This window comes from Rhodococcus sp. T7 (assembly GCF_009872365.1).
Classification (GTDB): Bacteria; Actinomycetota; Actinomycetes; order Mycobacteriales; family Mycobacteriaceae; genus Rhodococcus_F.
Genome location: NZ_WXYH01000355.1, coordinates 24,566 through 50,982 on the forward strand (window position 1 = coordinate 24,566; position 26,417 = coordinate 50,982).

Sequence of the window (26,417 nt, forward strand, 5' to 3'; positions counted from 1 at the left end):
TCGCGACCCTCACCGGAAGGCCCGACATTACTCATTCTTCTGCTCCGCACGACGTGTACCTGGTTCCTCCGGAGCAGGAGACCGCCGACGCTGTCGCGCATGCCTCCGCCGCCGCGTCGTCGCGGTTGCGGGACCGTCCCGACGTGGTGCGGTTCAAGGGCCGGTTCGCACTGGCGATCACGCATACGACGCCGCACGAGGCGATGGTCGAGGACCTGTTGTTCGTCCGCGACGTCCTCGACGCGGCCGGCATCGCGTACCTCCTGGTGCGGGGCAACGACGAACGCCCGGTGATCGCGATCAACTGGGCGCAGCGCAAGGCGTTGCGTGCCGCGCTCGTCGCGGCGTGTGAGGACCGTCCGTTCTACTCGAAGACCGTCGACTCCAAGGGTCCCGCGGTCCTCGTCTCGGACGGCCGGCTGTCCGCGACGTCGAAGGCCCGCATCTTCCGGTTGTTCCGGCCGCGGGTGCACCTGACGAGCGGTCTGGCGTACGGGGCGTCGACGGGCGTGCAGATCGAACTGTGGTCGATCAGCGACGACGAGATCGTGCTGCCGATGGAGAATTCGCTGACCCGCCGTGTGGTGCGGTCGGAGGAGGCGGTCCGCGGCACCGTAGAGCGGTTCGGGCGGGTGTGGCCGACCATCGAGAACATGTTCGCCGACCACGCGTCGGACCTCAATTTCGACGTCGACCTCGTGTTCTCCTGGGTGGACGGCTCGTCGGCGGAGTTCCAGGCGCAGCGCGCGAAGCGGATGCAGAACTATGTGGTCGGTGAGGGTGACGATTCCGCCGCCCGGTTCCGGCAGATCGACGAACTCAAATACGCGCTGCGTTCGGTGCACATGTATGCGCCGTGGATCCGCCGCATCTTCGTGGCCACCGATTCCGACCGTCCGGCGTGGCTCGCCGACGACCCGCGGGTGACGTTCGTGCCCAGTGAGGAGTTCTTCGCCGACCCGTCGGTGCTGCCCACCCACAACTCGCAGGCCGTGGAATGCCAGCTGCACCACATCCCCGGTCTCGCCGAGCATTTCCTGTACTCGAACGACGACATGTTCTTCGGCCGCGCGGTGGGCCCGCAGATGTTCTTCTCCCCCGGCGGGATCACGATGTTCATCGAGGCCACCACCCGAATCGGGCTGGGCCACAACGACGACGAGCGCAGCGGCTTCGAGAACGCGGCCCGCGTCAACCGCCGGCTGCTGCAGGACCGGTTCGGGCTGATGACCACCCGGCACCTCGAGCACGCCGCCACCCCGCTCCGCAAGAGCGTGATGGAGGAGATGGAGAAGGAGTTCCCCGACGAGTTCGCCGCCACGGCCGCAAGCACTTTCCGGGCCAGCTCCAACATTTCGGTGACCAATTCGCTGTATCACTACTACGCCCTGATGAGCGGCCGCGCGGTGGTGCAGACGGCGGCGCGGGTGAAGTACGTCGACACCACCATGAAGTCGGGGCTCCGCGACATGGATTCGCTGCTCGCGAAACGGTCGATGGACTTCTTCTGCCTCAACGACGGCAGCGCACCCGAGATCGACCTGGAGTTGCGGACCCGGAAGGTGACGCAGTTCCTGGAGAACTACTTCCCGATCCCGGCGCCGTGGGAGACCCGGGCCTGATCAGACGTTGGGGAACGCGTCCGCCGGACGCTCGCCCTCGTCGTAGACCGTTGCGGGAGAACCGATGAGGAGCGAGTCGGGTTTGCCGACGAGACGTGCGTCCTTGCCGTCGTAGTCGAACCGGTGGAGCACCCAGCGGATCGCCTCGAGCCGGGCCCGTTTCTTGTCGTTCGATTTCACGACGGTCCACGGCGCGTGCGGGGTGTCGGTATAGAACAGCATGGCCTCTTTCGCCTCCGTGTAAGCGTCCCACTTGTCGAGGCTCGCGAGGTCGGTGGGTGAGAGTTTCCACTGCTTGACGGGGTCGGTGCTGCGGGAGACGAACCGGGCGTGCTGCTCTTCCCGGCCCACCGAGAACCAGAACTTCACGATGTGGATGCCCGACTGCACCAGCATCCGCTCGAACTCCGGCGCAGAGCGGGTGAACTCGAGGTATTCGTTGGGGGTGCAGTAGCCCATGACGCGTTCGACGCCGGCCCGGTTGTACCAGGAGCGGTCCATCATCACGATCTCCCCGCCCGCGGGCAGGTGCTGCACGTACCGCTGGAAGTACCACTGGGTGCGTTCGCGTTCGGTGGGCTTCTCCAGCGCCACCACCCGCGCGCCACGAGGGTTGAGGTGTTCGGTGAACCGCTTGATCGCGCCACCCTTACCCGCTGCGTCGCGGCCCTCGAAAATGATGACGACCTTCTCGCTGTTCTCTTTCACCCACGCCTGGAACTTGAGCAGTTCGATCTGCAGTTTCCGCTTGCGGTTCTCGTACTGCCGCCGCGTCATCTTCTTGTCGTACGGGTAGCCGTGCCGCCAGGGCTCGTCCTCGTCGTCGACCGCGTGTTTCCGGCCGGACTTGCGCAGCAATTCACCGATTTCGTCGATCTCCGGTGTCACGTCGATCTGGTCGGCGCGCGCGAGTTCGAAGGCAGTGGGATGGTGCAACTCGTCCATTCTCAAAGGCTACCGCTGTGACGGCTCGCCGGTGGGTCTCATGAGATCGTGGACCACATGAGCATCGACCACATCGTTTCCGCGCTCGGCTCCAAGGCCGCGGCCGAGCTTCGGACCGCCCTCGACGGGTCGCCGGTCGTCACCCTCGACGGGATGGTGCTGCCCGACTCCGCGCGGGACGCCGTCCTCGAACTGCTCACCCTCCTCGCCGACGGTCAGAGCGTGGCGCTCGGCGCGGTGGCGGACCTGCTGACCACGTCGCAGGCGGCGGAGGTCCTCGGCGTCTCCGACACCTATGTTCGCCGGCTCGCCGACTCCGGCGCGCTGCCCATCGAGATGCGCGGCACCCATCGCCGGTTCCGGCTCTCCGACGTCATGGCCTACCGGGAGCAGTTCCCGCGCAGCAGCTGATCAGACCCGGACGGGCTTGACGGCCTGCTCGCCGGCGTCGGGGATTCGCACGCCCTCGGCCGCGAGCCGCTGCTCGGTTTCCTCGGCGGTGACGTATTCGCCGACGGTGTCGTAGCTGCCCATCGGGACCACCGAGTGCACGACCGTCTCCGGGTACACGTGCACGAGGTTGTATCCCTGGGCGCCGTCGCGTCCGCGCAGTGCCCCGGCGGGGACGTTGAGGTCCTGGGTGTAGCAGGTGGCCGACGCGACGGAGACGGGGATGCCCGCGAACGTCGCCGTCGTCGAGTAGTGCAGGTGTCCGGCGAGGATGGACCGGACGTCGCTGCCGCGGAGCACGTCGGCGAGGCGCGGCTGGCCGCGTAGTTCCACCAGCACCGCCAGGTCGAGGACGCACGGCACCGGCGGGTGATGCAGCGCCAGGATGGTCCCGTGCGGCGCCGGGACCGCGAGCTGCTGTGCCAGCCAGATCAATTGGCTCTCGGAGATCTCGCCGTGGTGGCGCCCGGGGACGGTCGTGTCGAGGGTGATGATGCGTAGCCCGTCGACGTCGTGGACGTGATCGATCGGCTCGTACGACGCTTCCTGCCCGAGCAGTTCATGCCGGAAGTGGCCGCGGTCGTCGTGATTGCCCATCGCCCAGATCACCTGCGCACCGAGCGACGCGGCCACCGGTTCGACGATCCCCCGCAGCTTCTCGTAGGCGCCGGGCTGGCCACGGTCGGTGAGGTCGCCGGTGAACACCAGTGCGTCCGGGCGGGCGTGCGACGCCTCGATCTCGGTGAAGATCTGCCGCAGCGTGGCCTCGCTGTCGACGGCCCCGTACAGCAGGTCGTCGTCGACGAGATGGGTGTCGCTGAGGTGCAGCACGAAGTGCGACGGTCGCGGATACTCGGCCGTCCGTATGTCGGCTGCCTCGGTGCCGCTCATCGGTCTCTCGCTTCCGCTCGCCCCGACGGGGAGGTGCCCGGGTGGACTCCTGCTGGTTGTCCAACCCTAGCCAAGCGCACCGCGGTCACCGCCCGGGGTACTCGTGGTGGCCGGACGGTGAACGGTGGGGCACGTCAGTTTCGTGCGTGGTGCGGGGTGCGTGTCTCCGGCCCGGCGGGCGGAATCATCGCGGCGAGGTTGGCCTGGGCCTCGAACCGGGCGCGCTCGTCGCCGTCATCCGTGGCTACTGCGTCCTTGGCCGCGGTGAGGAACGGGCGGACCAAGTCGAGGGGCATCGGGAAGACGACGGTGGAGTTGTTCTCGCCGCCCATCGCGCTCAGGGTCTGCAGGTAGCGCAGCTGCAGGGTGGTGGGGTTGCGGCTGATCACGTCGGCGGCCTCGACGAGTTTCGTGGACGCCTGGAACTCGGCTTCGGCGTTGATGATCTTGGCGCGGCGCTCGCGTTCCGCCTCGGCCTGCCGGGCGATGGCCCGCTGCATGTTGGCGGGGATCTCGACGTCCTTGATCTCGACGGTGGTGACCTTCACGCCCCACGGCTCGGTCTGCTGATCGATCACCTTCTGCAGGTCTTCGTTGAGGCGTTCCCGCTCGCCGAGGAGGGAGTCGAGGTCGGCCTTGCCGAGGATCGAGCGCAGGGTCGTCTGGGCGATCTGCAGGGTGGCGGCGAGGAAGTCCTCGACCTCGACGATCGCCCGGTCGGCGTCGACCACCCGGAAGTAGGCGACGGCGGTGACCTTGGCCGGCACGTTGTCGTGGGTGATCACTTCCTGGACGGGGATCTTCAGGGTCACGGTCCGCAGGCTGACCCGTTCCATCCGGTCGATCGCCGGGATCAGCAGCACGAGGCCCGGGCCCTTCAGATCGACCAGCCGGCCGAGCCGGAACACGACGGCCCGCTCGTATTCGCGGAGCACCCGGATCGAGCTGCTCGCCACGACGGCGAGGAGGGTGATGACGACACACAGGATGATGATGATGGTGGTCATATCTCCAGCTCCCAGGGTTCGCGGCGGCGCACGGTGAGGGTGAGTCCGCGGATCTGCTCGACGACGACGGAGTCGCCCGCGGTCGGGGTCTCGTCGTCCCCGAATAGGGTTTGCGCCCGCCACAGGCTGCCGGCGGCCTCGACCTGACCTTGCCGGCCTTTCCAGTTGCGGACGGTGGCGTCGGATCCGATGAGGGATTGCATTCCGGTGCGCACGGGCGCGTGCCCGGCGGCGAGTGCCTTCCGGCCGCCCACGACGGCGAGACCCACACCGACCACCGCCACTCCCGCGGCGGCCGGGATGGCGATCATCTGCGCGGTGTCACTGGACGTGAACAGCAGCCACACCCCGGCGCCGACGAACAGCGCCCCGATCCCGCCGAGCACACCCGCGGTCGGTGCGTGCGCCTCGACGACGATCAACAGCACACCCAGCACCAGCGCCAGTACGCCCAACGCGGTCATTTCGCATCACCCACGATCACGCTTCGCGAGGACCCGGTCGCGCTCGCATAGCCACTCGGCGATCGAGCCCTCAGTTCAACGGTAAGCGCAGGTGGGCGGCAATGCCACCGGCAATTCGCGGCGGGGTACCGTTCCGAGAATGACCAACACAGACCATGGAGATCCCGGCGACGCCCCGACCGTGCCGCCGCCGCTGTCGGAGGTCGACAACCCGGCCCGCCCGTCCGCTGCGGAGGAGGCCCGGACGGTCGCGGCCACCACCAATGTCGGCACCCTCGCAAGCCTGACCAGGGACGGCGACCCGTGGGCGTCGTTCGTCACCTACGGCCTACTCGACGGCTCCCCCGTGTTGTGCGTGTCGCAAATGGCCGAGCACGGCCGCAACCTCGCGCACGACCCCCGCGCCAGCATCGCGATCGTCGCACCGAACCCGCCGTCCGATCCGCTGGCCAGCACCCGCATCACGCTCGCCGGGTACGTCTATCGCCCGGAAGGCGACGAACTCGCCGCCGCCCGCGAGGCACACCTCGCAGCCATCCCGGCGGCGCACGTCTACATCGACTTCAGCGACTTCTCGCTCTGGGTGCTGCGGGTCCAGCGCGTGCGGTGGGTCGGCGGCTACGGGCGGATGGACTCCGCGACCGAAGAGTCCTACGCCGCCGCGACGGCCGACCCCATCACCCCGCATGCCGGGCGGGCGATCGAGCACCTCAACGCCGACCACGCCGACGCTCTGCGCGCGATGGCCCAGGCGCTCGGCGGCTTCCCCGACGCGAAGTCGGCCACCTGCGAGGGAGCCGACCGCTACGGACTGGACCTGCGCGTCACCACACCCCGCGGCGAGGCGTTCACCCGCGTCGGGTACGCGGAGCCACTCCAATCCGCCGACCAATTGCGCGCGGCGACAGTCGCTTTGACGCAGAAGGCCCAGGCACTGACCGGTCGGTGACGCTGCACCCGCGGCGACCGGGCTGAACTGTCCGGTCGCCGTGGGAGGGCTTTCGCAGGTGGTGACGACCCCCGTCCACTCTCGCCGACGGCGCTCCTGGACACAGTGCATCGATCGCTGAAATTCGTGTTCCTGAATCATTTTCGACCGACCGGGTCAGATATGCGATCAATGCGCGTACCGCGCTAGCGGCCGCGGGCATCGCGATAGTGCCACCCAGCGAGACGAAACGAATAGCGCGTGGTCGTCAACGTTGCGAGGCGATATCAGACGCCCAGACCCAGGACCAGCGGGATCCCTCGCGCGTACCGTCAATCAAAGTTCATCCGGTCGAACTTGTCTTGGGAGTCGCGATGCATTCTGTTTCGTGGGATTCGAAAGGTCGCCGTGCGTATGCAGTGGTCTTTGCAACTTTCTTGCTGCTTTGTGCATGTAATTCGCAATCTGAAAACGTCGACACCACGACGACCATCAACACGCCGCCGCCGTCTACAACGGCGACGACACTCCCTCCGGCAGCGAGCCCAGCACCTCCACCCAGCGCGGAGGTTCAGCCCCAGGCCACCCCGGCGGAAACAGTGGACTGCAGCCAACCGATGCCCGCACCGACAAATCAGTTCGGGGCGCCCATGTCGAGTGGAACAAGTATTTGCGCCACGGTCGTAGCCTGCGCCGACATCAGCGAGAACTACGAGCCTGGCACCACCCACATGTCAGACGGCACCCTGATGTACACCGAGGACTGCAACGACTATTACTTCACACAGAAGACCGAGCAGCAGTCGGACCCCGGGACTACCTCGGGCCGGGGCTACACCTGCGACGAGAGTGGGTGCGTCTGGCCCGACGGCTCACCGGTTCCGAACTACCAACGCTGTGGTGAGATGTGCGGCGAACCACCGACATCCGGTGACATCCAAGGCAAATGGTTCGAATGCCTGAATTCTGGAGCAACCGAAGAAGAATGCCGATTGCAGCAAGGCGGAAATTAGGCCGTAGCCATAGTTTCGCAATGCATCACACCCGCGAAGGGTGTCCTTCGAAACGCTAGCGAACGAATTTCTGGCGCGGGCGCGGGAGGGCCTGCGTTGTGATGAACCAACGGTCGGCGCTGACGTCGCTCAGATCATCGGACCGTCCCGCGCGGCGGCGACTCACGCAGCGGCTCGAAGAAATTGCCCCACCGATCCTGCGCGTAACAGATCTACCGAGAGGCGCGATAACCAGGGACAACGCCTGCGCGTCACTGCTAGCAATGCCTCGGAGATATCATGTACGACCCTCGCGATCCCGCAACTAGTTCACACGCTCACCAGCAAGGCCGCGGAGGGTTCCGTCGCACACTGTCGGCTGCCGTTCGCGTCGTTGTGGGACTGATTGGAGTCCTTTTCCTCATCTGTCTCATCGGCGCTGCGATGGACGGCGAGGTCAGCATCGCATTTTACGTATTCGGACTACTGATCTCTGCTGGCGCATTGTATTTCGCTACCATTCGGCCTTCACGCGTTCGCGGATGGAAGCAACAGAATCCGGGCAAGTCACCCGTCAAGAGGAGAGTTCTGTGGGGCGCTGCGGTGGCAGCGTTGTTCATAACCTCGACTGCCCTCGACTCGGCGATTCACCCCGAGATGCGCGAGAGCCAGCAGGCGGCCGAGATCGCAAGCTCGTCCGTCCCCGCACCTACGAGCGCTCCGTCGACATCTGCACCGACCACGACTGTCGAGCGCCCTCTCGCGGTCGCGTCCAAAGTCCCACACATCGATGGTTCAGTCGCAGCCAACGCCGCACTCGCGAAGCTCGACACCTTGGCCATCGCAGAGCCGGCGCCGCTCGCAGGGTTTGACGATGCCAGGCTGTCGACGTGGTCCGACGACGTTGCGGTCGAGAGCGGAAGAAATGGGTGCGACACCCGCGATGACATTCTGCGACGGGATCTCACAGAGGTCGTCCTCGTATCGGGCTCTGGAGGATGCTCCGTACGTTCGGGACGACTAGAGGATCCCTATTCGGATAAGACGCTTACATTCGCAAGCGACGCGGACGTATCGGGCAACGTGCAGGTCGACCGTGTCGTCGCCCTTGCGGATGCATGGCAGAAGGGTGCGCAGCAGCTCGACGAGCAAAAGTTGCGCACGCTGGCAAACGACCCGCGCAACCTGCAGGCGGTGGGCGCCACTGCATTCGAGCAGAAGGCCCGGCGCGACGCCTCAGCATGGTTGCCATCTGACTCGTCGTACCGCTGCACGTACGTGGCCCAGCAGGTCGATATCAAGTCGCTCTATCGGCTGTGGGTCTCGCAAGGTGAGCATGACGCGATCGCGCGCGTACTGGGTGAGTGTGGCGCGACGCTACCACCACCTCCAAGCCCCGTCGTCGAGCCGACCACAACCATTGCGCCTCCCCCTCCAACCCCTACCAATCCTCCCGTTCAACAAGAACTAACTCGCGTCGCGCCGATCGCGCCGGCACCAGTTCCGGTCGCACCTCCCCCACCTCCGCCCCTGCCGGCTCCCGCTCCCGCCCCTGCGCCGGATCCCGAACCTGAGGGAGGGTACGGCTGCGGTGAGGGGTATTACGAAAATTCTGCCGGCAATTGCATACCCGTACCCGGATCGTCGCCGACCGGCGCGAGCGCACGATGCAACGACGGTTCGTACTCATACAGCCAAAGCAGACGAGGGACGTGCTCAGGCCATGGTGGAGTAGCCGAGTGGTACTGAGCACCTGGCGCGCGAGAATGACCACAACTCTCTGAGGTCGTCGGATGGGCGAAAGATCACTCCTGTCGGTGAGCTACAGCCGGCGCAATCAGCAGGATGGCAGGCATCGCCCCGAGTCGCTCTCCACCACCGACCGCACCACCATGCAGTTAGTCCTTAGAATCCCCAGTAGGCGCAGCCATCTCCGCTGACCAGACCGTCGCGGCATGCGCGGTAGGCCTCGAGACAGCCTCCGGTCGCACAGCCACTCGCTTCGGCATCGGCTCGGCTTCGCACTTCCACATCCGAGGCAATCGCTGCCGGGTCCGGGTACGAACCGCCGGTGTACGGATTACGGCAAGTGACGCCGTCACATTCGAACGCGTTGGCTTGCCGTTCGCCTTCTAGGTAGCGCTCGCCGCCGAGTTGATCGAAACACCACTGCGAGAAGGACGTCGTACCGTCGCTCCACAGAGCCGGTCCGGGTGTGCCTTCGTAGCACTCGACGACGAAGGGCTCCTCATTGACCTGCTCCGGGGTCGCCACTGCCTCGCTGGCTACCGTGACAACCGGAGCCGGTGGTGGCGCATTCATCGGGCTCGGAGAAACCGCTGCTGCAGTCGTTGTTGGCACAGGGGCCGCCGATGTTGCCGTAACTGCGGGCGGTGGCGCGGACGTGTTGTTACCGCACGCGGTCAGTACGACCGCAAGCACGGCAACCCAAACACAATGCTTCATCATCGGTACTACCTCAGGGGGAGTCCGTTTTTGTCCTTCGGTTCGCCGGCGAGGAGGACGATGCCGTCGATAACGGGCCAGATCCACGCGACGAAGAGCCACATTCCCAGGCTGACGACCGTGAGCACGATGTTCACGATCAGCATCGCGAACCCAAGCCCGGTGTGGCCCGCGTAGAAGCGCCCGGCACCGAAGTACCCGAAGAAGATACTGAGAAGCCCGGCAGCAAGCTTCGTCTTGTGCGAGTACGGCAATCCCGTGACGGGGTGGTAGCCGTACGCTGCCGGCTGTTGCATCCCCGACCCCGGCCCGAAGGTCTGACCGGGATGCGCCAAGGGCTGCTGCCCATACGGCTGCTGAGGTTGGTCGCCGTACGGGTACTGGGGCTGAGTCATGGAAGTCGTTCCTTCGATGAAGTGGGTGCGGATCCGAACGTGGGGCAAGCGAACGGGCTGAGCCAGCAGTACCGACATCCCCCACTGCGGTTGAACTCCTCGCAATCTGTTCACCGCTCACTTGATAGCACCCGTGACGCGAGCGCGGTATCGGTTGTCTGACCGTATCTCTCGAGCACATGAATCGACTTCGTCGGATACGACCGACGCCGAGACACTCCGACCGCTGACGTAACGTGGCGCGCGTGACACCACTCGACCCCGTCGACGTCGCCGGTCGCGTAGTACAGCTTCTCGAGTCCGGGCGTCGTGAATCGACTTACAAGTTGGCGACGTTGCTCGCGCTGGTCGATATTTGCGTGGAGAACACGCCCGCCCCGGACGGCAGTCTCATGGTGCCTGTCAACGAGATCACGCATCGAATCGTGGCATACTACTGGCCTCAGGTTCGCGTCTTCAACGATCGTGGCCGACTGTCTCAGAACAAGAGCGGCCGATCGATACCGGACCGGATCGCCGACGTTCGCATCCAGCTGGCCGCCGAGAATCTGAGAACCGCGGAGGCCGCACGCGAAGCGGGGCATCCAGACTACGTACGACTCATCCGGTCACTGCGACTTACCGTCGCGCAACAACCGCTCACTCATCTTCAAACGGTCCCCCACGTGCGCGATCGTGACACTCGTGACGACTTCCTCTTCGACGCATCAGGTTTCCACAAGAAGATGACGGTGGGCGACGTCGACCGTATCGGCGCGATCACACTTCGGCCCGGCATACCGGAGGGCATGCGCCGCACCTCCGCGCTACTTCGGGCCTTCATCCGGACCACGTGGACCCACGACGTCGTCACTTTCAACCGCGCTGAACTCGACGGGGAGGACCTGGACGGCTTTCTGTTCGGCACGGATCGCACAGCGCTGCGGTCCCTGGTGGAACCCTTGCGTGATCTCCAGAACAACCTCTGCTTCTATTGCGACAGGCGGATGGCCGGCGATGTCCATATCGACCACGTGGTGGCCTGGTCGATGATCCCGATCGACGGTGTCGCCAACCTGGTCGCGGCAGACAGCCGGTGCAACCTGGACAAGTCGGCGAGCATCCCGGTTCGCGCCCATGTCGACCGAGCGCTCGAGCGACCACACCTCACCGAGATTGCACGTACAACGCGGCTCCCTCTGCTGTATCGACGGACGTCATCCGCGGCCGAAGGGCTGTTCGCCTCCTTGCCCGTCGGCTCAATTCTCTGGCGCGGGGTACGCGACTACGAGCCGCACACGGCCTGAGCCGGCCCCGCCGGAACACCTGCCATCCACGCCGGCGACCGCCCTGAAGCCCAACAGGACGTCACGATCCGGGCGAAAGGTTTCCGCCGGTGCTGACGATCCGGTAGCAACTGCGGCTTGACGCCCGACACCGCGTCGGGTCGGCGACCACGTCACTGGTGTCGCTGTGGTTCGGAACGCCAGAACCGATCGAACGTGTTCCGCAACGGTACGTTGTTAAGCGGACCATCCGTCAACAACAGTCAGGGTCGACGTCACCCTCGCCCCTGCAAAGCACTCATCCTTTCGGGTCCGCCGATTGTCGTGCGCCCGCAGCACGTGTCCGCCGCCGACGTGCACTTGTCGATCAAAGCTCCGGAGATTTCACATCTCGCTCGCGGGGATCGCCTGGAGAAGCATGCCTCCAGATCCGCCTGTCGTGCCCGGTCGAGCTCAACCGATGAGCGTGATAAGAATTCGGCATGGGAATCGAAGATCTCCAGTCACTGGTATCGAACTTCTCCGAGCGCCGAGACTGGTCTCAATTCCACACCCCGAAGAACCTTGTGATGGCACTCAGCGGCGAAGTCGGCGAGCTCACCGAAATCTTTCAGTGGCTGACTCCCGAGCAAAGCGCATCCGTCGGTCAGGATGCGAAGACGCGTGCGCATGTCGAGGAAGAGGTCGCCGATGTATTCATCTACCTGCTGCGGCTGGCTGAGGTCCTGGATATCGACCTCGCCGAAGTCGTGAGGAAAAAGGTCGAGCTGAACGACAAGAAGTACCCGGAAGCGGAGTCCCGGGGCAGGGCGACGAAGTACACAGAACTGGGGGAAGGCTGATGCCGCTCGTCGCGCTGGCGCCCTGCTGGCCGCGAGAAATCGCGGACATGGGGCTACGTCCGGGCCGCGGCGCCAACCACTGCCGCCTGGCAGTTGCCAGCAACGTCGGAGGTGCGGGCGCGAGCGATGGTGTTGCCGAACTGGTCACCGCCGAGCGTCCCACAAAAGGCAGGCCACCCAGTGTCCGATAGTCGCCTACAGTATCGGTCCCAACGCCACTGACCACACGGTCTGTGTCCACGGCGAGCCGCGTCCGAGACAGAGATGGACACTTTCGTCCGAACGTGGCGTGTTGGCGGCCAATTGGTGGAAGCAGCCACTCCTGGGACTTCGCGGGTCCTTCGGCTGACATGGCACACCGCTGCACGAGCCCCCGACGCAACTCGGCTAATCTGAGTGTTGCGGCCCGACGGACTTCCGCTGCGATTCGCAGCTACGGACATGCCCCCACCCGCACGACTGGATTCGTGCTGCCCGGGGGACCCCACTGTGACCTTGCTTCGTACCTCTGCCAACCGAATTGTCGGCATGGCTCATCCCGAGTCCCTGGCTGAACAGCTACTGGAACAAATGCTGTTCAGGACCGGCCACCGTGCCAGCGAAGCCGAGCAGAAGTCCTGGAGCCGCAGTCTTCCTGTCTTGGCCCGCGACTTGGCGGACGCGGGTCTGGGCGGCGTGGAGATGCTTGTCGAGTACCACCTCCCGCTGACTTCGCAGCGAGCAGATGTCGTGCTGGCCGGCACTCATCCGGAAACAGGCGCGCCGTCATACGTCGTAGTCGAACTCAAACAGTGGTCTACAGCCTATCGTTACGAGAACAGCGCGGAACTCGTCGAAGTGCCAGGCATGCCTGGCGGTCCGAAGCTGCACCCCGTTGCGCAAGTGAAGGCCTACTGTGAGTACCTCGCCGACTTCGCAAAAACCCTCGCCGACCAGCCTGACGCGCTCGCAGGAATCGCGTACCTCCACAACGCCACAGATCCGGGTGCAGTTGCGGATTTGCGAGCCTTTCCTGCCACCGCCACCGCGCGGCTCTTCACCGCAGCGGACCGGGGCGACATGCTCACGTTTCTCAAGACGCGTTTGTCCGCGACGACGGGCCACACTGCGGGCGACACTCTGATCCGCTCCGCGGTTGCGCCCTCCCAACAGCTCCTCAAAGTTGCAGCCGCCGAAGTCCGCGACCGACCACAGTTCCATCTGCTAGGCGAGCAACAGCTCGCGGTCGACCTGGTCTTGCATTCCGTCGAACAGGCGCGGGCCAACGACGGAAAACGCATCATCGTGGTCACCGGCGGGCCGGGAAGCGGCAAGAGTGTGATCGCGCTGTCACTCGTCGGTGAACTCGCTCGACGTGGCCGAACGGTCCTGCACGCAACCGGGTCCCGATCATTCACGCAGACTCTCCGCAAGGTGGCCGGCGCACGCGCCCCTCGAGTGCAGAAGATGTTCAAGTACTTCAACCAGTTCATGACCGCAGACCGCAATGGGCTCGACGTGCTTGTGCTCGACGAGGCCCACCGCATCCGTGAAACGTCCGTTGACCGGTACACCAAGGCGGAACTGCGAACCGACCGCCCCCAGATCGACGAGCTGATCGCCGCTGCACGCGTACCGGTATTCCTCCTGGATGAACATCAGGTGGTTCGTCCCGGCGAAATGGGTTCACTCGAACAGATCCAGCGTCACGCCAAGACGATCGGCCTCGAGACGCAGCACGTCCACCTCGGCGAACAATTCCGTTGCGGCGGCAGTGAGGAGTACGTGTTGTGGGTAAAGCGCCTCCTCGGGCTTGTCGAGGGTGGCCCCTACCCGTGGCGAGGCGATCCGCAGTTCGCGGTTCGCGTCGCCGATACACCGCAGGAACTGGAACATCTCCTCTCACAGCAACAAGAGCGCGGCTACACCTCCCGAATGACGGCCGGCTATTGCTGGCCGTGGAGTGACCCGAACAAGGACGGTTCACTTCCCGCCGATGTCCAGATTGGTAACTGGTCACGGCCCTGGAACAGTAAGAGTGACAGACGTGTCGGAGCCGCACCACCAGCACCGTTGTGGGCCACCGAGGAGGGCGGATTCGACCAGGTCGGTTGCGTCTACACCGCGCAGGGATTCGAGTACGACTGGAATGGCGTCATCCTCGGACCCGATCTCGTGTGGCGCGACGGCCAGTTCAAAACTGTTCGCTCCGCCAATCGCGACCCCGACATGCGGAACACGAAAAGGGTCGACGATGTGAGATTCAACAGACTGGTACGCAACGTCTACAAGGTGCTCCTCACTCGCGGGATGGTGGGCACAGTCATCTACTCGACGGACGAAGAGACACAGGACGCTCTCCGCGCCTTGGTGAGCGAAACCAACTGAGTCACAGCACACCGAATCGAACACTGCACAGACGAGCACGGCCCGACAGGCTTCCACTTCAGGACATGCCTCCACCCGGTGCGATACCGGATAGGCGCACGAGCGTTGGCTACATGGGTACTGGTCATATCGAAGAACTATCCCGATCACTGGGACTTTGCGCAGCAGGATGGATTCTGGGATACACGGCCACGCACCAGGATCGAGCCGGCCGACGATGTCTTCTTTTGGATGGCCGGCACCGGTCTCATCGGATGGGCCCGAGCAACCTCGGCAACGTTTGAGTTGAACTCGTCCCATCCGCCTGCGCACTGGCACGATGTGGCCACCGGAGGTTACCGGTGGCGCTTCAAGTTGGAGGTGCAGAGCTCCGCACCGGTGCGACAGCCACCATGGAAGGAGATGGCCGCGGCTGCCGGAATCACCGTCCCAGCGAGCAATGGTCGCATCGAGGTGAAAGACCCTATAGGGCAGGCATACTTACGCGGGCTGTTCGGAAACGAGCCCTTCATCGATCGGGCCTTTCCAGACGGACTCACTGCTTATGCGCCCGGCGACGATCTCCGCAAACGTGCACATAGAGACATCGCAGTACGTCAAGGGCAGGGCCAATTTCGCAACTCTTTGATCAGTTCTTACGACGGCACCTGCGCAGTTACTGGATCAACGGTTCTCGCCGTGTTGGAGGCTGCACACATCGACCGCTACTACGGTGTCCACACAAATCACGTGACCAACGGCTTGTTACTTCGCGCTGATATTCACACGCTGTTCGATCTCCAACGCATGACCATCGACCAGAATTTGTGCATTCGGGTCGGACCGGACTTAATTCACACGGAGTATGGAGGTCACGAGGGCAAGCCTTTGAGACTGCCCTCGAACCCCAGCCATCACCCGGATCGCGACGCTCTGCGCCGCCATTGGGAGAGCTGCGATTGGGCGAACATTCCGCAAAGCCATTAGCTCCTACGTATCCAGCGTAGGATCCTCACCGAGTTCTGCAAGGCTCCGTGACCCGCGCACTTAATTGAATACCTCAGCAGCCGGCCGACGCAACTTCGCCGACCGGCGCGCCGAATCCTTCTTCCGTGGAGCCGCTTCCGTTCCCAATCGATACTGACGCGCGATTCACAATACGAAGCGGCCAGGGCAAACTCGCCGCCCTACAGTACTTCAAGCAGATGTCGAGAACGGCGCGGACATGGCCACCACCACAATGGGTTGTTGGGAGACACCCGAGACGCGAGTGATCACACCTACCGTATCGAGATTCCGATACCTGACGTGCCGAAGCTGGTTTGCCTCAGCTTGCTGTCAGGAAGCGTTCGTAGCTTTGAAGTAGCATCTCAGGGTCCGGCTTCTCGGATCTAGCCTTTGGAACGACCATGAGGCGTTGCCCATGCCGTTCCTTCAGTCCGTACTCGAGCATCGGTCCGTCAACTTCTATGAGGAGATCGGACCTGATCTCGACCGTAAGGTCCGGACGGATCCCGAGAATTCTCGCATCGTATGCTGCGTGATGAATCTTGCACAGTGCCAACCCGTTCCTCACGACGGGAATTCCCGCTTCCTCGCTGTCCGCCACAATGTGGGCCGCGTCCAGTAACTGACCATGTCGCAGCGCGCACACGGCACATTGCGTGCCGTAGGCTCGCATCACAGTCGCTCTGAAGACTGGCTGATGCAGGCGCCGCTTACTTTCAGCCATCACGTATTCGCGAAGCCGTTCCTCAACGTGCGCACTGGCAGTGACCAATCCACGAAGAGCGTCGTGAACGATAACGAATTGATGCTCATCGTGTTCCTCGGCCACCAGATAAACTGGGTAAATCGGCTGATATGTCGCCACGCCGACGCCAAAAAACCATATAAGCGGCAATTCCTGCTCCATCGCACTGCGCAAGGCTCGGTTCTCGGAGTGATAAGGGTCGTCCCCACGCCACTTGTACCGAATCAACCCGTCATCGCCCATCTCGTCCTTGTACGGACGAGATGCTCCATCCGGGCTGTAGACCGTACGAATGGACAACGCCGCGGACAATTCCTTCGGCTTTCGAATACCGCGCTGCGCGTCCATCAATCGAAATCGCGCACCTTCGAAGTGGAAGTCGGCAAGTTCGTCCGATCTGATCGGATCTGTTCCGTCGTTGGTTCGGACAGCCAACCAATCCATCGCAGCTTCGCGAAGCCGAAAGTCGAAATCGTCGCTCATACCCTATATCTCACTCTTCGGTGACAATCCACGCCCTGAAGCAGGGCAGCAACCGCTGTCCGGCACCCGACAGCCTAGTGCGAATCGCATCGGGCACTACACCCACACCCCCCGCTGCGTGAGGATCCAGCGAACCGGGTCGAGGCATCGGAAGGGTGAGATCCCGCTGTCGTGGAGGCGATCACCGACGGGTGATTCGCCCAGCGCCGAGACGGCGAAGAACCGACTCGGCAGGGCGTTGCCGGCGGGCGGCTGGTCCACCGACATCACCAGCGACCGTGCCTCGAGTTTGTCGAGGAGGCTGCGGACCTCTTCGTGCAGCAGTTGCCCGTCCACCTCGTGGTACGGCGCGCGCTGGAGGCTCGGGTCGCGCAGGAATGCCGCGCCGCGCTGCGACATGATCTCGCTCCAGTCGCTGCCCTCGACGCGCTCGAGGGCTTGCAGCGCATCGAACTTCGACAACACCACTGCCAAGTTCGGGGTCCCGGTCCCGATGATCGACAGGACGGTCCGCAGCACCGACCGTGGGTCGCCGCCGACGCGCTCCTGCGCCGGCACCAGGTCGTGCAGCTGCTGCCGCACCGATTCGACCTTCAGCGGATCGAACATGAACACCACACCGTCGGCCTGCGCGAAGAACTGCATGTGCGTCGCGTCCGCGTTGCCGGGGTTCTCCAAGTCCTCCCCCGCCACATCCCGGATCACGAGGTACTGCCGCGTGTCGTCCCGCAGGCCCGGGCCGAGGCTGAAGATCAGCGGCTCCCGCTGATACGGGTTGCCGGTGTGCGAGGCGGGCGTCGACTCGAGAATGCCGCGCTCCTCGAACAGCGGGCGTTCGTAGTGCTCGCGGAAATTCACCTCGGTCTCACCGGTGGCAGGTTCCACCACCCGGTTCAGCCGCTCCCCCAGCAACTGCAGCGTCTTCACCAAAGCCGCGATGTACACGGTCTTTCCGGTGGCACGCGCGCCGGCCATCGCGATGCACGCGACGCGACCGTCACGCCACCCGGCGGGCAGCCGGAAGTGGCACTGCGGGCACACCTCCACCGCGGGCCCGCCGGCTTTGCCGGTCGCGTAGTCGTCCTCGGGGGCCCAGTCGTCGGCGGCGTCGGCGGGTCGCTGGAGTTCGAAGACCTTCCCCGACCGCACCTGGCTGCCGTGATATTTGGTGGCGACGTCGTCGACCTCGACGTCCGTCGGGGCAACCGCCGTCCACGCATACCGGTCATCGGTCAGGGCCGTGAAACACCGCGGGCACTTCGTCATCGTCGTACGCCTTCCGAAAACAAGCTCGCCGACACATCGGTCAGAAGCGAGGTCACCACTACAGACAGACTCGACAGCTCGGGCGTCGCACGGGGCGGCACCGCGGTGACACCGGGCCCACTCTCGGCCGTGTCACCGACGAGCACGAGGTGGCGGATCACGGCGTCGGTGCACGCACCGTGCCAGTCGGCGGGCACGGCATCGGTAACCGTGAATGCCAGGGTGCGGGTGTCGCGCTCACTCCGGTCGACGGCTGCCGAACGGAAACCCATCCCGAGGGCGGCCGAGTCGAGTTCGGCCTGAACCTGATTGGCGACGTCACGAAGTTCGGCGACCGGCAGGGTGGTCACCGTGTGGCCGATCAGCCGAGCGGCCAGCTCTTCGCGGGTGCCCACGACCGCGGCGACCCCGGCGAGCACGTCGATCACCGTGCGGATGCTGCCGTCGTCGATGCGCGCGAGCATCGACATGGTGGTGTCGACGTCGACCTCCACGTCGAAGCGGCGCGGTTCAAGCAGCCGGTCGAGCGCGAGGGCGCTGCGCGCGGCCGACCGGGCACGGGAGCCCACATCGGTGAGGGACACGTCGACGGCGGTGCGGCGGGCGGTGATCGCGAGCCGCGGCCCCGCGGGGGCGATCGTCGCCAACTCCACCTGGTGCAGCCCCGACACGTCGACGGGGGTCAGCTCGGCACGCTCGGAGTCGAGGTCGCGACTGCTGTCGACGCCGATCGTCACCTGCAGCACCGTCCCGTCCGGGAAGGCCGCGGTCTCGCCGTCCGGCCGGGCCACGACCACGATCTCGGTGTCGACCCGCGGCAGGATCAGCAGTCCGACCCGCGGATACAGCGCCGGTTCGGCCGGCCTGCCGTCGGGCAGCGTGGCGCGCACCGCGACGGCCGTGGTGACCGCGTCGACGGTGACCGCGAGCGGCCGATTGGGCAGTTCGACCCGGCCCGCACCGTTCAGCACATATCCCGACATCAGTTCGATCCCTTTCCCCTGCATGCGTTGCGCATGCGTACTGTCGTCCCGCTCATCGCCGGCCCGACCGTTCGTGAGCGAGCAGCACGAATCCTGATTCGACGTCCTCGAGCCAGCTCGACGCGAACCGCGCATACGCGTCCCCGGCCCGGAATCGATCGGCGACGTCGTGGCGTTCGCGCATCTCGGCGCGCAGCGAGGCCGACACCTCGAAGATGCCGACGGGACCGCGGTAGTCACCGTCCCCCATGACGATCGACGCGACCTGCTCGAGCAGCGACCGTCGCGCCTGCGCCGGCCCGACCTGGAGCCGGCAGAGCAGGTCTTCGCGGTTCAGCACCGATTCGATGTGCGGGGCCGCCGGCGAGCTGAGCACCGCCGACCGGATCACCCAGTGCTCGTTGAGGGCACCGCTCCGCACCAGATCGACCAGCGCGGTGACCGCGAAATCCGAGTTCTGATCCACCGCCCGTGCCAACGCGTCGACGTGGCTCGCGGGCATCGTCGGCATGTAGGTGCCGTTGTGCGGCGGGAAGAACTGGAACCCGGCGACCGCGACCACGGCCAGGCGGACGAGGAGATCCTGCGGTAGCTGCGCCGGGCAGGCGTCGCCGTAGTCCTTCAGCACCGGCCAGCCGTGCCGGTCCAGCGCGCGCCGGAGCCGCGGATCGTCGATCCGGTCCCACTGATCCTGCACCCGGATGAGCGCCCACGACACCGCCAGCGCGTCGACGGGGTGCGCGGCGCCGGAGACCACCGAGGCACCGCCGCGGTTCGCGTCGAGGTGCTTGACGATCATCTCCACCTCCGATCCCCACTGCTCGAGCACGAGAACCGGCAACAGGAATCGCGGTGCGACGTGATCGGGGAACGCGCCGAGGAGTTCGCACCACTGCGCGACCGTCCAGGCGTAGGCGTCGACGAGCGCATCGACGTCGCTGGGCGTCCAGCCGCCCGCGCTCGCTTCGTACAGCGACCGCCACAGGGCCAGCGACGCATAACCTTCCCATGCCTTCTTGTGAACCGCGGTGCCGCTCTTGACCACCGAGAACACCGCGTCGGCGACGATGGCGCACAGCGGTTCGGCGCAGCGTGACGGCGCCGCAGTGAGTTCCTCGGCGGTCGGTACCCGGACCTCGTCGACGAGCCAACGCAGGACGTCGGGCGCGAGCCGGGCGCCGAGCGGGCGGCCGGCGAAATCGGGGTGACCGACCACGGCCGACTGCAGCAGCCGACAGGTGTCGGTTCCGACGGCGCCGAGCCCGGCAACCAGTGCGGGTCCCGCCTCGTGATCACACAGCACCGGGACGACGACCCGGTCGAGCAGCTCGGCGACGAGGTCGCGCCCGGAGTCGCCGAGAAGGTGTGCGTGCAGGAGCAGATCGAGTGTCTTCACCGCGTCGTGCGCGGTCGCAGCGGGATCGGCCGCCTGGCTGGTCAGGAGCGCTGACAGTGCCTTCTCGGCTGCCCGCTGGAGATCCTCCGAAGGGGGCCACGTGGCGAACAGGACGAATTCGGCGGGGCCGGAGGCTCGGATCCAACCGCGGTCGGCGAGGGCCCGATAGGTGAGAACCCGTCCGGCCACGTCCCACACCACCGGTGCAGGCCGGCCGCCCTGCTGCCAGTCCGCGACCGCTCGCCACGCCTCGCTCATGCTTCCGGGCAGGTGTTCGTCCACCACATGCGCGACGACTGCGAGCTCGTCGGGGAACGCGGACAGCGTGTCCGGCGACTGCGCGAGCACGACGGCCGTGGCCTCGGGCAGGGCGTCGTGCAGTTCGGGATTCGCGAGCACGGCCATCGCGAGCGGCCAGGCGCGGGCGAGGTCGCGATCCCCCACGGCGGCGGCCAGGGTGTCCTGGTGGTCGAGTGCGCGTCGGGCGCTGCCGGGGTCGACGAGCACGGTCTGCGCGAGCACCGACCACGCCGTGACCGGCACCAGCTGCCCCGTCGCCGTCCGGTGCGGTTCCCCGCCCCATTCGCCGAGGTCGGGGGTGTCGGTCTCACCGAGAACGACAGAGCCGTCCAGCGCGTCCACGGCGTCGCGCGCCGGCACGCAGGCCAGGTGCACGCCCCGGGACAGGGTGTCGACGACGGTGGAGCTGCGGTCGAAGGTGGACCACCCGAATGTCTGCGCCGCACCGGGCGACATGAAATGCGAGACCGCACCGATCCACCGGGCCGCGTTCTCCGCGTCGGCGCACCCCAGCACGACACCGGGGCCACCGTGCATCGCGCGGTCCACCGCATCCAGCAGCAGGCCCAGCACACCGACGCGCCACGTTCCGGGATCGAGCAGGAAGTCGAGAACTGCTGCACGATCGATCATTCCGGACGGTGCCGGTGCGCTGCCGGGGAGTTCGGCGGCCGCGACCGCGTCCGCGCCGTACGGGGCGAGCCAATCGGGTGAACCCCACCGTGCGATGGACCGGACGGCCGTGTCCGGCGCGCGGTCGAGGACGACGTGCGCGAAGACGTTGCCGGGCCGCCCCGACGCGTCGGCGCCGGCCGGCACCGTGTGCCAGTAGCAGCCGCCGGTCTCGGTCTGCGCATACACCAGGCGCCGCGGTCGTGCCGCGATGTCGGCCGGTGTGGGGAACTGCGGCAGCGCCTGCGGCGAGTCGAATCGGGTCGCGACACCGGCGCGCATGAATTCCTGCTCGGCGGCACTGACGCCGTCGCTGACGTCCTTGACCTGCCAGCCGCCGCCCGCCCGGCCTCGGTCGGGGGCGTCGAACGACGTGTAGGTGAGTTGACCGAACCGCGGCGGTCCGGGTGTCTGCTGCGGTGCGCTCATTCCACCGGTCCGGGCGGAACGTCGAGCAGGCGAAGCTGATCGACCGGCGGATCGATCAGCGCGAGCGTCCGGTTGGTATCCGGCCGCACATCGGCGAAGACGCGTAGGAATCCGACCCTGCCGGAAACGTCGGCCGTCCAGGGCTGCCCGAATTCCTTGCGCAGACCGCGCGGGTGGAAACTGCGGGCCCCGGCCGTGGTCTGGCCGTCGCCGCGGACCTCGAGCGGCTCGCCGTCGCGGGCGCTGAGCGGCAGCCGCCCGGCGTTGAACACGACGACGAACGGCGGTGCCGTCGGCAACTCCAGTTCGGACGCGAGCCGGATGACGGCGGTGGCGGCGTCCCCGGTCGGCGACCGCTTCGTCTCCAGCCGGTACTCGATGCGCAGCAGACCCGGGTACTCGACGGTGGCCGGGATTCCGACGATCCGTTCACCCGCCGTGTAGGCGACGGGGACGGTCACGACGAGGATGCGTCGGTGGACGGACGATCCCGAGAGGTGTCGTAATCGCTGAAGTCGAAGGGATTGGTCATCGAGGCACAAATTTCTCTCGCGATAGGGCGCAGACGCACGGGGAACCAGGTGTGGTGATCGAACATTCCGTCGCGACATTGCGACGAGCGTTACACGAGCGATGATGAAACAGTAAGCGGCACAGTGAGTCACAGATACCGCGGACGCCGGCGTCGCCCAGCAGACGGCACCGCGGCCACATCAGAATCGGCGGCGTCGACCACGCGCGCCCGTCCCCCTCATTTCTTTGAACATCGAACTATGCTGCCAAAATTACACCTCGCCTCCGACACGTTGCCCGATCAACGCGTCGGAGGGGCCGAGATTCATTCAAGCGGATGACAACACCTCTACTCCTCGGCCCGCCGCCCGCCTCAAAGCACGTTAGTTGAAACTAATACCAGACAAACCTGGCGTCACACATATCCACGCCCGCCGCGGTGATGCAGCTAATAAACTGCGCCCCAACGAAACCGGGTCAATACACCGTTCGACCGACACGGCTGTGCGAAATAGGGACTTTCGGCCCTAGCCCGCGCTGGTGTCAGTGCATTATCAGAACTGGACGTCCAGCGAATTCACTACGGGATCGGGGCACCCTAGTTCGGATGTAGGAAGTTGCCGTGGGCTCCGGGGAGGGGGTTGGGATTCGCCCTGCGGGATAACGCGCCCAGCGCAATCAAGGACGAAGGGCAATGGCACAGAGCATCCGTTCGAAGTGCGAGCGTCGTTGGGGCTCCACGATGCGGTCCCGTCAGACCCCCATTCGTTTTGCCAACTCCGCTCCCCCGACTTCGCGGATGAAGTCCGGGTCGCCGCACACGACGAGCTGATCGCGCGCCCTCGACAAGCCGACGTACAGCCGCTCCCGCGAACGCTCCTGCACCACCTTCTCGTTGAGCGCCAGCACGACAGCACGCCGTTCGAGTCCTTTGAATCCCAGGACGTGGCCGTAGAACACCTGCTCGGTATCCCAGAAGCTGTCCCAGTACGCCGCGTTCCCCTCCGTCTGCCGGCTCACCTGCTCCGGGTGACGGCTGCCTGTGGCAAGCAAGGCCAGATCCTCGGGACGCCATCCCTCGTCCATCAACGAATCGACCTGGTCGTCGGCAACCGTCAGCGCGTCCTCTGCCGCACAGGGCACGAAGAGCACGTCGGGTCCCTCCCCGCCGAGTAGGCGCATCCGCTGCCCGACCAGCGGTGTGAACGAGTCTGCGATCTGGCGGGTGTTCCGCAGGTTGTGATCGAGCACCAACGGGACCAACTGAATCGGCGGAACGCCCTGTCTGTCGAATACTCGCTGCCCCTCATCACTGAACACGTAGATTGCGCCGGCTTCTTCGTCACGCAGCGCGGCCAGCAGCGGACCCCACCAGTCGTCGGCGAAATCCTGCGCCTCGTCCACGACCACCGCATCGAACCGGTCGCGCAACGGCAATTCCGACGCCAACTCCGCCATGAGGCGCGGAAGGTCGTGTTCCCAGAACTGCACGGTGTCGGTGTTGCGGATGCTCTCGTCCGGGCCCTCGGGCGCTCCCCACCGTTGACCGAGTGCGTGGAACTCGCCCACGTACGCGGGACGCTCCTTGTAGGACCAGGTGGCGGTCAACCGCTCGAGATACGACGCCAACCCGTGCGAGTAGCAGATGAGCGCCACCCGCTTCCCCTGCTTTGCCAACCGCCGCGCCTTCTCGACCGCGAGGAATGTCTTGCCGCTGCCGGCGCCGCCCCGCACCTCGACCCGGTGCAACAGCCGGATCGCGTCCAGAATCACCGACTGCTGGGCGGTGAGTGCGTCGGCCGCGTCTTCGTTCGCGATCGCCCTCGCAACCACGTCGCGTTGCGGCAGCCCGCGTCCGGAGAGGACGGTCGTGAGCTGATCGACCCCGTCGTCGGGCAGCGCCGGGCGGTCCAGTTGCTGACCGGACAGCACCTTCTGCAGTCGCGACACGACGTCATCCAGGTCGGTGCGATCAATCACCTTCCAGCGTGGGCATTCCGGCAGTCCGAAGTCGTCGGCAAGTTCCGTGTTGGGGAAGACCACGACGTGGTCCCAGCGCAGTCGCCCCTGACTCCAGCGCGGGTCGGCTTCCACATAGCTCCGCAGGGCATACAGCGCATCACGTGCTTGCCGAACCGGGTGAATGACCGTGGGCCCTTTTCGCTGCTCCTGGTACCAATCGCTGCCGTCGTGCCAGATCTGCCCGCCCTTCACCTCCAGGCAGACGATCCCGTGCCCCTCGAGCGCCACCACGAAGTCGATCTCGTGGTCCTTGAGTCGGTCGGTGACCCGCTGGTTTGCCACCACGAGGTCACCATCACCGAGCTGACCCAACAGCGCATTCCACACCGATTCCTCGGAACCATTCACCAGGCGCGGATTCTCGGGGATACGGATCACCATGCGGATACTGTCGCACGGACAGTTCCGTTCAGCTCAGCGATCCCGGCCGAAGTCAGCGGTGAGTAGTAGTTTTGCGGTGTGAACACTTCGTGGCAGGACCCCGGTGCCGTCTCGTCGATGCTCGACGACTGGGAGACGTGGGCGATCGTCGGGCTCTCCGGCAATCCCGACCGAACGGCGTACCGCATCGCGGAGTTGCTGCAGCGCCGAGGAAAACGAATCGTCCCCATCCATCCCACCGCACCGACTGTGCTCGGCGAGCAGGGGTACGCCACTCTGGCCGACGTCCCGTTCCCGATCGACGTCGTCGATGTCTTCCGCCAGAGCGAGGCCGCCGGCGAGTTCGCGGACCAGGCCGTCGAGGTAGGTGCGAAAGGCGTCTGGTTCCAACTGGGAGTCATCGACGAGGCCGCGTTCCAGCGCACGACCGCGAAGGGCGTCGCCATGGTGATGGACACCTGCCCCGCGATCGAGTGGAGCGCACGCGACTCAGCGTGACGGCGGTCGTGCGGAGTGCGGGGCTCACGACTACGGCTACTCTGGACCGAAATCGTGCAAATCGGACAACGGTCTGACACGATCCGCTCAGCCAATCGGAAGGTTCTCACCTGTGGCCATCGACTACACTCGCCGTCCCTCCACCCCTGCCGCACCGCAGGGCGGAGTGAGCCTCAGCAAAGTCACACTGTCGAAGGCCGCGCCCTCGGTCAGCCTCACTAAGTCGGGTGAGCGACAGGGTGCGATGCGGGTCAATCTCAACTGGTCGACGGGCGCAACGCCGCAGCCGAAGAAGGCCGGCTTCTTCGCGAAACTTGCGGCCGCCGCGGGCGGTAATAATGGCATCGACCTGGACCTCGGCTGTCTCTACGAACTGGCCGACGGATCGAAGGGTGTCGTCCAAGCGCTCGGCAACACTTTCGGTTCGCTGCAGTCCCCGCCGTTCATCAAGCTCGACGCCGATGACCGGACCGGCACCGCGACCGGCGGCGAGAATATGCAGATCAACCTCGACCGACCGGAAATGTTCAAGCGCATCCTCATCTTCGCGATGATCTACGACGGCGCACCCAACTGGGCAGCCGTGGACGGCGTCGTCACCCTCTACCCCACCAGCGGCCCCGAGGTGGAGGTGCGACTGGACTCGGCGAACAGCTCCGCTCGCATCTGCGCCATCGCGATACTGCAGAACACCGGGCAGGGCATCACCGTGACGCGCGAAGTGAAGTACGTCGAAGGCAGCCAGGCCGATCTCGACAAGACCTACAGCTGGGGCATGAAGTGGGCGGCCGGGCGCAAGTAGCGGAGCCCGTGGCGGCGGACGCGGCGCCTCGGTCGGTCGGATTGGATAAGGGTTGCGGGGTAGTTGCCCATCGGGATTGCCGCGCGGGCGGCGTTGATCTTCATGGTCTTGGGGGTGTGGCCGCGGGCGAATTGCTCCATGGGAGTGCGGATTTCTCCTGTCGGCTGCAGTGTGGTGAGTCGTTGGTCGAGCCAGGTTTCGAAGCGGGCCAGGCGGGGGTCGCCGCGGCCGGAGACGAAATTCCCTGCACCGCTGAAGAAGTGATCTGATCGTGTCTGGCCGGTGCGCGCGGACCGCGGATGGTCT

General features: G+C 65.5%; 22 protein-coding genes. 10 read left to right on the forward strand and 12 right to left on the reverse strand.

Going from position 1 to position 26,417, the window contains the following annotated elements:
- Nucleotides 1–125: 125 nt before the first annotated feature.
- Entirely contained in the window at nucleotides 126–1,622 is a 1,497-nt protein-coding gene (locus tag MLGJGCBP_RS35590; protein ID WP_442972136.1) for a stealth family protein, read from the forward strand.
- On the opposite strand, the gene ppk2 is transcribed toward MLGJGCBP_RS35590, so the two are convergent.
- Nucleotides 1,623–2,567, reverse strand: coding sequence for a polyphosphate kinase 2 (gene ppk2, locus MLGJGCBP_RS35595; protein WP_160101692.1), 945 nt, complete (start codon nucleotides 2,565–2,567; stop codon nucleotides 1,623–1,625).
- A gap of 57 nt (nucleotides 2,568–2,624) precedes the next feature.
- Here ppk2 and MLGJGCBP_RS35600 point away from each other — a divergent pair, with 57 nt between their 5' ends.
- Nucleotides 2,625–2,978 (forward strand): helix-turn-helix domain-containing protein, encoded by a 354-nt coding sequence (locus MLGJGCBP_RS35600; protein ID WP_160101694.1) that lies wholly within the window; start codon nucleotides 2,625–2,627, stop codon nucleotides 2,976–2,978.
- Here the strand turns inward: MLGJGCBP_RS35600 and MLGJGCBP_RS35605 are convergent, their stop codons facing one another.
- The 3 genes from MLGJGCBP_RS35605 to MLGJGCBP_RS35615 form a co-directional block, all read right to left on the reverse strand.
- Nucleotides 2,979–3,908 (reverse strand): phosphodiesterase, encoded by a 930-nt coding sequence (locus MLGJGCBP_RS35605; protein WP_160101696.1) that lies wholly within the window; start codon nucleotides 3,906–3,908, stop codon nucleotides 2,979–2,981. It lies immediately after the preceding gene.
- A 134-nt stretch (nucleotides 3,909–4,042) separates the two neighbouring features.
- Complete coding sequence (locus MLGJGCBP_RS35610; protein WP_160101698.1) at nucleotides 4,043–4,915, reverse strand: slipin family protein; 873 nt, start codon at nucleotides 4,913–4,915, stop codon at nucleotides 4,043–4,045.
- Nucleotides 4,912–5,379 (reverse strand): NfeD family protein, encoded by a 468-nt coding sequence (locus MLGJGCBP_RS35615; protein ID WP_160101700.1) that lies wholly within the window; start codon nucleotides 5,377–5,379, stop codon nucleotides 4,912–4,914. The genes MLGJGCBP_RS35610 and MLGJGCBP_RS35615 overlap by 4 nt, the downstream gene beginning before the upstream one ends.
- A 139-nt stretch (nucleotides 5,380–5,518) precedes the next feature.
- Here MLGJGCBP_RS35615 and MLGJGCBP_RS35620 point away from each other — a divergent pair, with 139 nt between their 5' ends.
- Nucleotides 5,519–6,328, forward strand: a complete 810-nt coding sequence (locus tag MLGJGCBP_RS35620; protein WP_160101702.1) for a HugZ family pyridoxamine 5'-phosphate oxidase — start codon at nucleotides 5,519–5,521, stop codon at nucleotides 6,326–6,328.
- Nucleotides 6,329–7,956: 1,628 nt separating this feature from the next.
- Nucleotides 7,957–9,048, forward strand: a complete 1,092-nt coding sequence (locus MLGJGCBP_RS54435) for a DUF3761 domain-containing protein (protein WP_442972137.1) — start codon at nucleotides 7,957–7,959, stop codon at nucleotides 9,046–9,048.
- Between the two features lie 156 nt (nucleotides 9,049–9,204).
- Here MLGJGCBP_RS54435 and MLGJGCBP_RS35630 read toward each other — a convergent pair whose 3' ends face one another.
- Nucleotides 9,205–9,573, reverse strand: coding sequence for a hypothetical protein (locus tag MLGJGCBP_RS35630; RefSeq protein ID WP_236581551.1), 369 nt, complete (start codon nucleotides 9,571–9,573; stop codon nucleotides 9,205–9,207).
- Between the two features lie 200 nt (nucleotides 9,574–9,773).
- On the reverse strand, nucleotides 9,774–10,160 hold the full coding sequence (locus MLGJGCBP_RS35635; RefSeq protein ID WP_160101706.1) for a TM2 domain-containing protein: 387 nt from the start codon (nucleotides 10,158–10,160) through the stop codon (nucleotides 9,774–9,776).
- A 731-nt stretch (nucleotides 10,161–10,891) separates the two neighbouring features.
- Between MLGJGCBP_RS35635 and MLGJGCBP_RS53860 the strand changes: the two genes are divergently transcribed.
- The 4 genes from MLGJGCBP_RS53860 (at nucleotide 10,892) to MLGJGCBP_RS35655 (ending at nucleotide 15,600) form a co-directional block, all read left to right on the forward strand.
- On the forward strand, nucleotides 10,892–11,446 hold the full coding sequence (locus MLGJGCBP_RS53860) for an HNH endonuclease (RefSeq protein WP_328799661.1): 555 nt from the start codon (nucleotides 10,892–10,894) through the stop codon (nucleotides 11,444–11,446).
- A gap of 461 nt (nucleotides 11,447–11,907) precedes the next feature.
- The gene (locus MLGJGCBP_RS35645) at nucleotides 11,908–12,267 is read left to right on the forward strand and encodes a nucleotide pyrophosphohydrolase (RefSeq protein WP_160101710.1); all 360 of its coding nucleotides are present in this window, start codon (nucleotides 11,908–11,910) and stop codon (nucleotides 12,265–12,267) included.
- Between the two features lie 489 nt (nucleotides 12,268–12,756).
- A complete protein-coding gene (locus MLGJGCBP_RS35650; protein WP_328799662.1) occupies nucleotides 12,757–14,634 on the forward strand; it encodes a DUF2075 domain-containing protein in 1,878 nt (625 codons plus the stop codon).
- 105 nt (nucleotides 14,635–14,739) lie between these two features.
- Nucleotides 14,740–15,600 carry an HNH endonuclease gene (locus MLGJGCBP_RS35655; protein ID WP_160101712.1) on the forward strand — a complete coding sequence of 287 codons (861 nt, stop codon included), beginning with the start codon at nucleotides 14,740–14,742 and terminating at the stop codon, nucleotides 15,598–15,600.
- Nucleotides 15,601–15,940: 340 nt separating this feature from the next.
- Here the strand turns inward: MLGJGCBP_RS35655 and MLGJGCBP_RS35660 are convergent, their stop codons facing one another.
- The 6 genes from MLGJGCBP_RS35660 to MLGJGCBP_RS35685 all read right to left on the reverse strand — a co-directional run bounded on the left by MLGJGCBP_RS35660 (nucleotide 15,941) and on the right by MLGJGCBP_RS35685 (nucleotide 24,811).
- Entirely contained in the window at nucleotides 15,941–16,849 is a 909-nt protein-coding gene (locus MLGJGCBP_RS35660; RefSeq protein ID WP_236581552.1) for an HNH endonuclease, read from the reverse strand.
- A gap of 96 nt (nucleotides 16,850–16,945) precedes the next feature.
- A complete protein-coding gene (locus MLGJGCBP_RS35665) occupies nucleotides 16,946–18,115 on the reverse strand; it encodes a TRAFAC clade GTPase domain-containing protein (protein WP_160101714.1) in 1,170 nt (389 codons plus the stop codon).
- On the reverse strand, nucleotides 18,112–19,122 hold the full coding sequence (locus tag MLGJGCBP_RS35670) for a hypothetical protein (protein ID WP_160101716.1): 1,011 nt from the start codon (nucleotides 19,120–19,122) through the stop codon (nucleotides 18,112–18,114). The genes MLGJGCBP_RS35665 and MLGJGCBP_RS35670 overlap by 4 nt, the downstream gene beginning before the upstream one ends.
- Before the next feature lie 28 nt (nucleotides 19,123–19,150).
- A complete protein-coding gene (locus MLGJGCBP_RS35675) occupies nucleotides 19,151–21,895 on the reverse strand; it encodes a GAP1-N2 domain-containing protein (RefSeq protein WP_160101718.1) in 2,745 nt (914 codons plus the stop codon).
- Nucleotides 21,892–22,356: a hypothetical protein gene (locus MLGJGCBP_RS35680; protein ID WP_236581553.1), complete on the reverse strand. Its 465-nt coding sequence runs from the start codon at nucleotides 22,354–22,356 to the stop codon at nucleotides 21,892–21,894. Before MLGJGCBP_RS35680 ends, MLGJGCBP_RS35675 begins: the two co-directional genes overlap by 4 nt.
- 805 nt (nucleotides 22,357–23,161) lie before the next feature.
- A complete protein-coding gene (locus MLGJGCBP_RS35685) occupies nucleotides 23,162–24,811 on the reverse strand; it encodes an NERD domain-containing protein (RefSeq protein WP_160101720.1) in 1,650 nt (549 codons plus the stop codon).
- A 78-nt stretch (nucleotides 24,812–24,889) separates the two neighbouring features.
- Between MLGJGCBP_RS35685 and MLGJGCBP_RS35690 the strand changes: the two genes are divergently transcribed.
- Together MLGJGCBP_RS35690 and MLGJGCBP_RS35695 are read left to right on the forward strand one after the other, a co-directional pair.
- On the forward strand, nucleotides 24,890–25,309 hold the full coding sequence (locus MLGJGCBP_RS35690) for a CoA-binding protein (protein ID WP_160101722.1): 420 nt from the start codon (nucleotides 24,890–24,892) through the stop codon (nucleotides 25,307–25,309).
- A 112-nt stretch (nucleotides 25,310–25,421) separates the two neighbouring features.
- Entirely contained in the window at nucleotides 25,422–26,111 is a 690-nt protein-coding gene (locus MLGJGCBP_RS35695; RefSeq protein ID WP_160101724.1) for a TerD family protein, read from the forward strand.
- The last annotated feature ends 306 nt before the right edge of the window (nucleotides 26,112–26,417 follow it).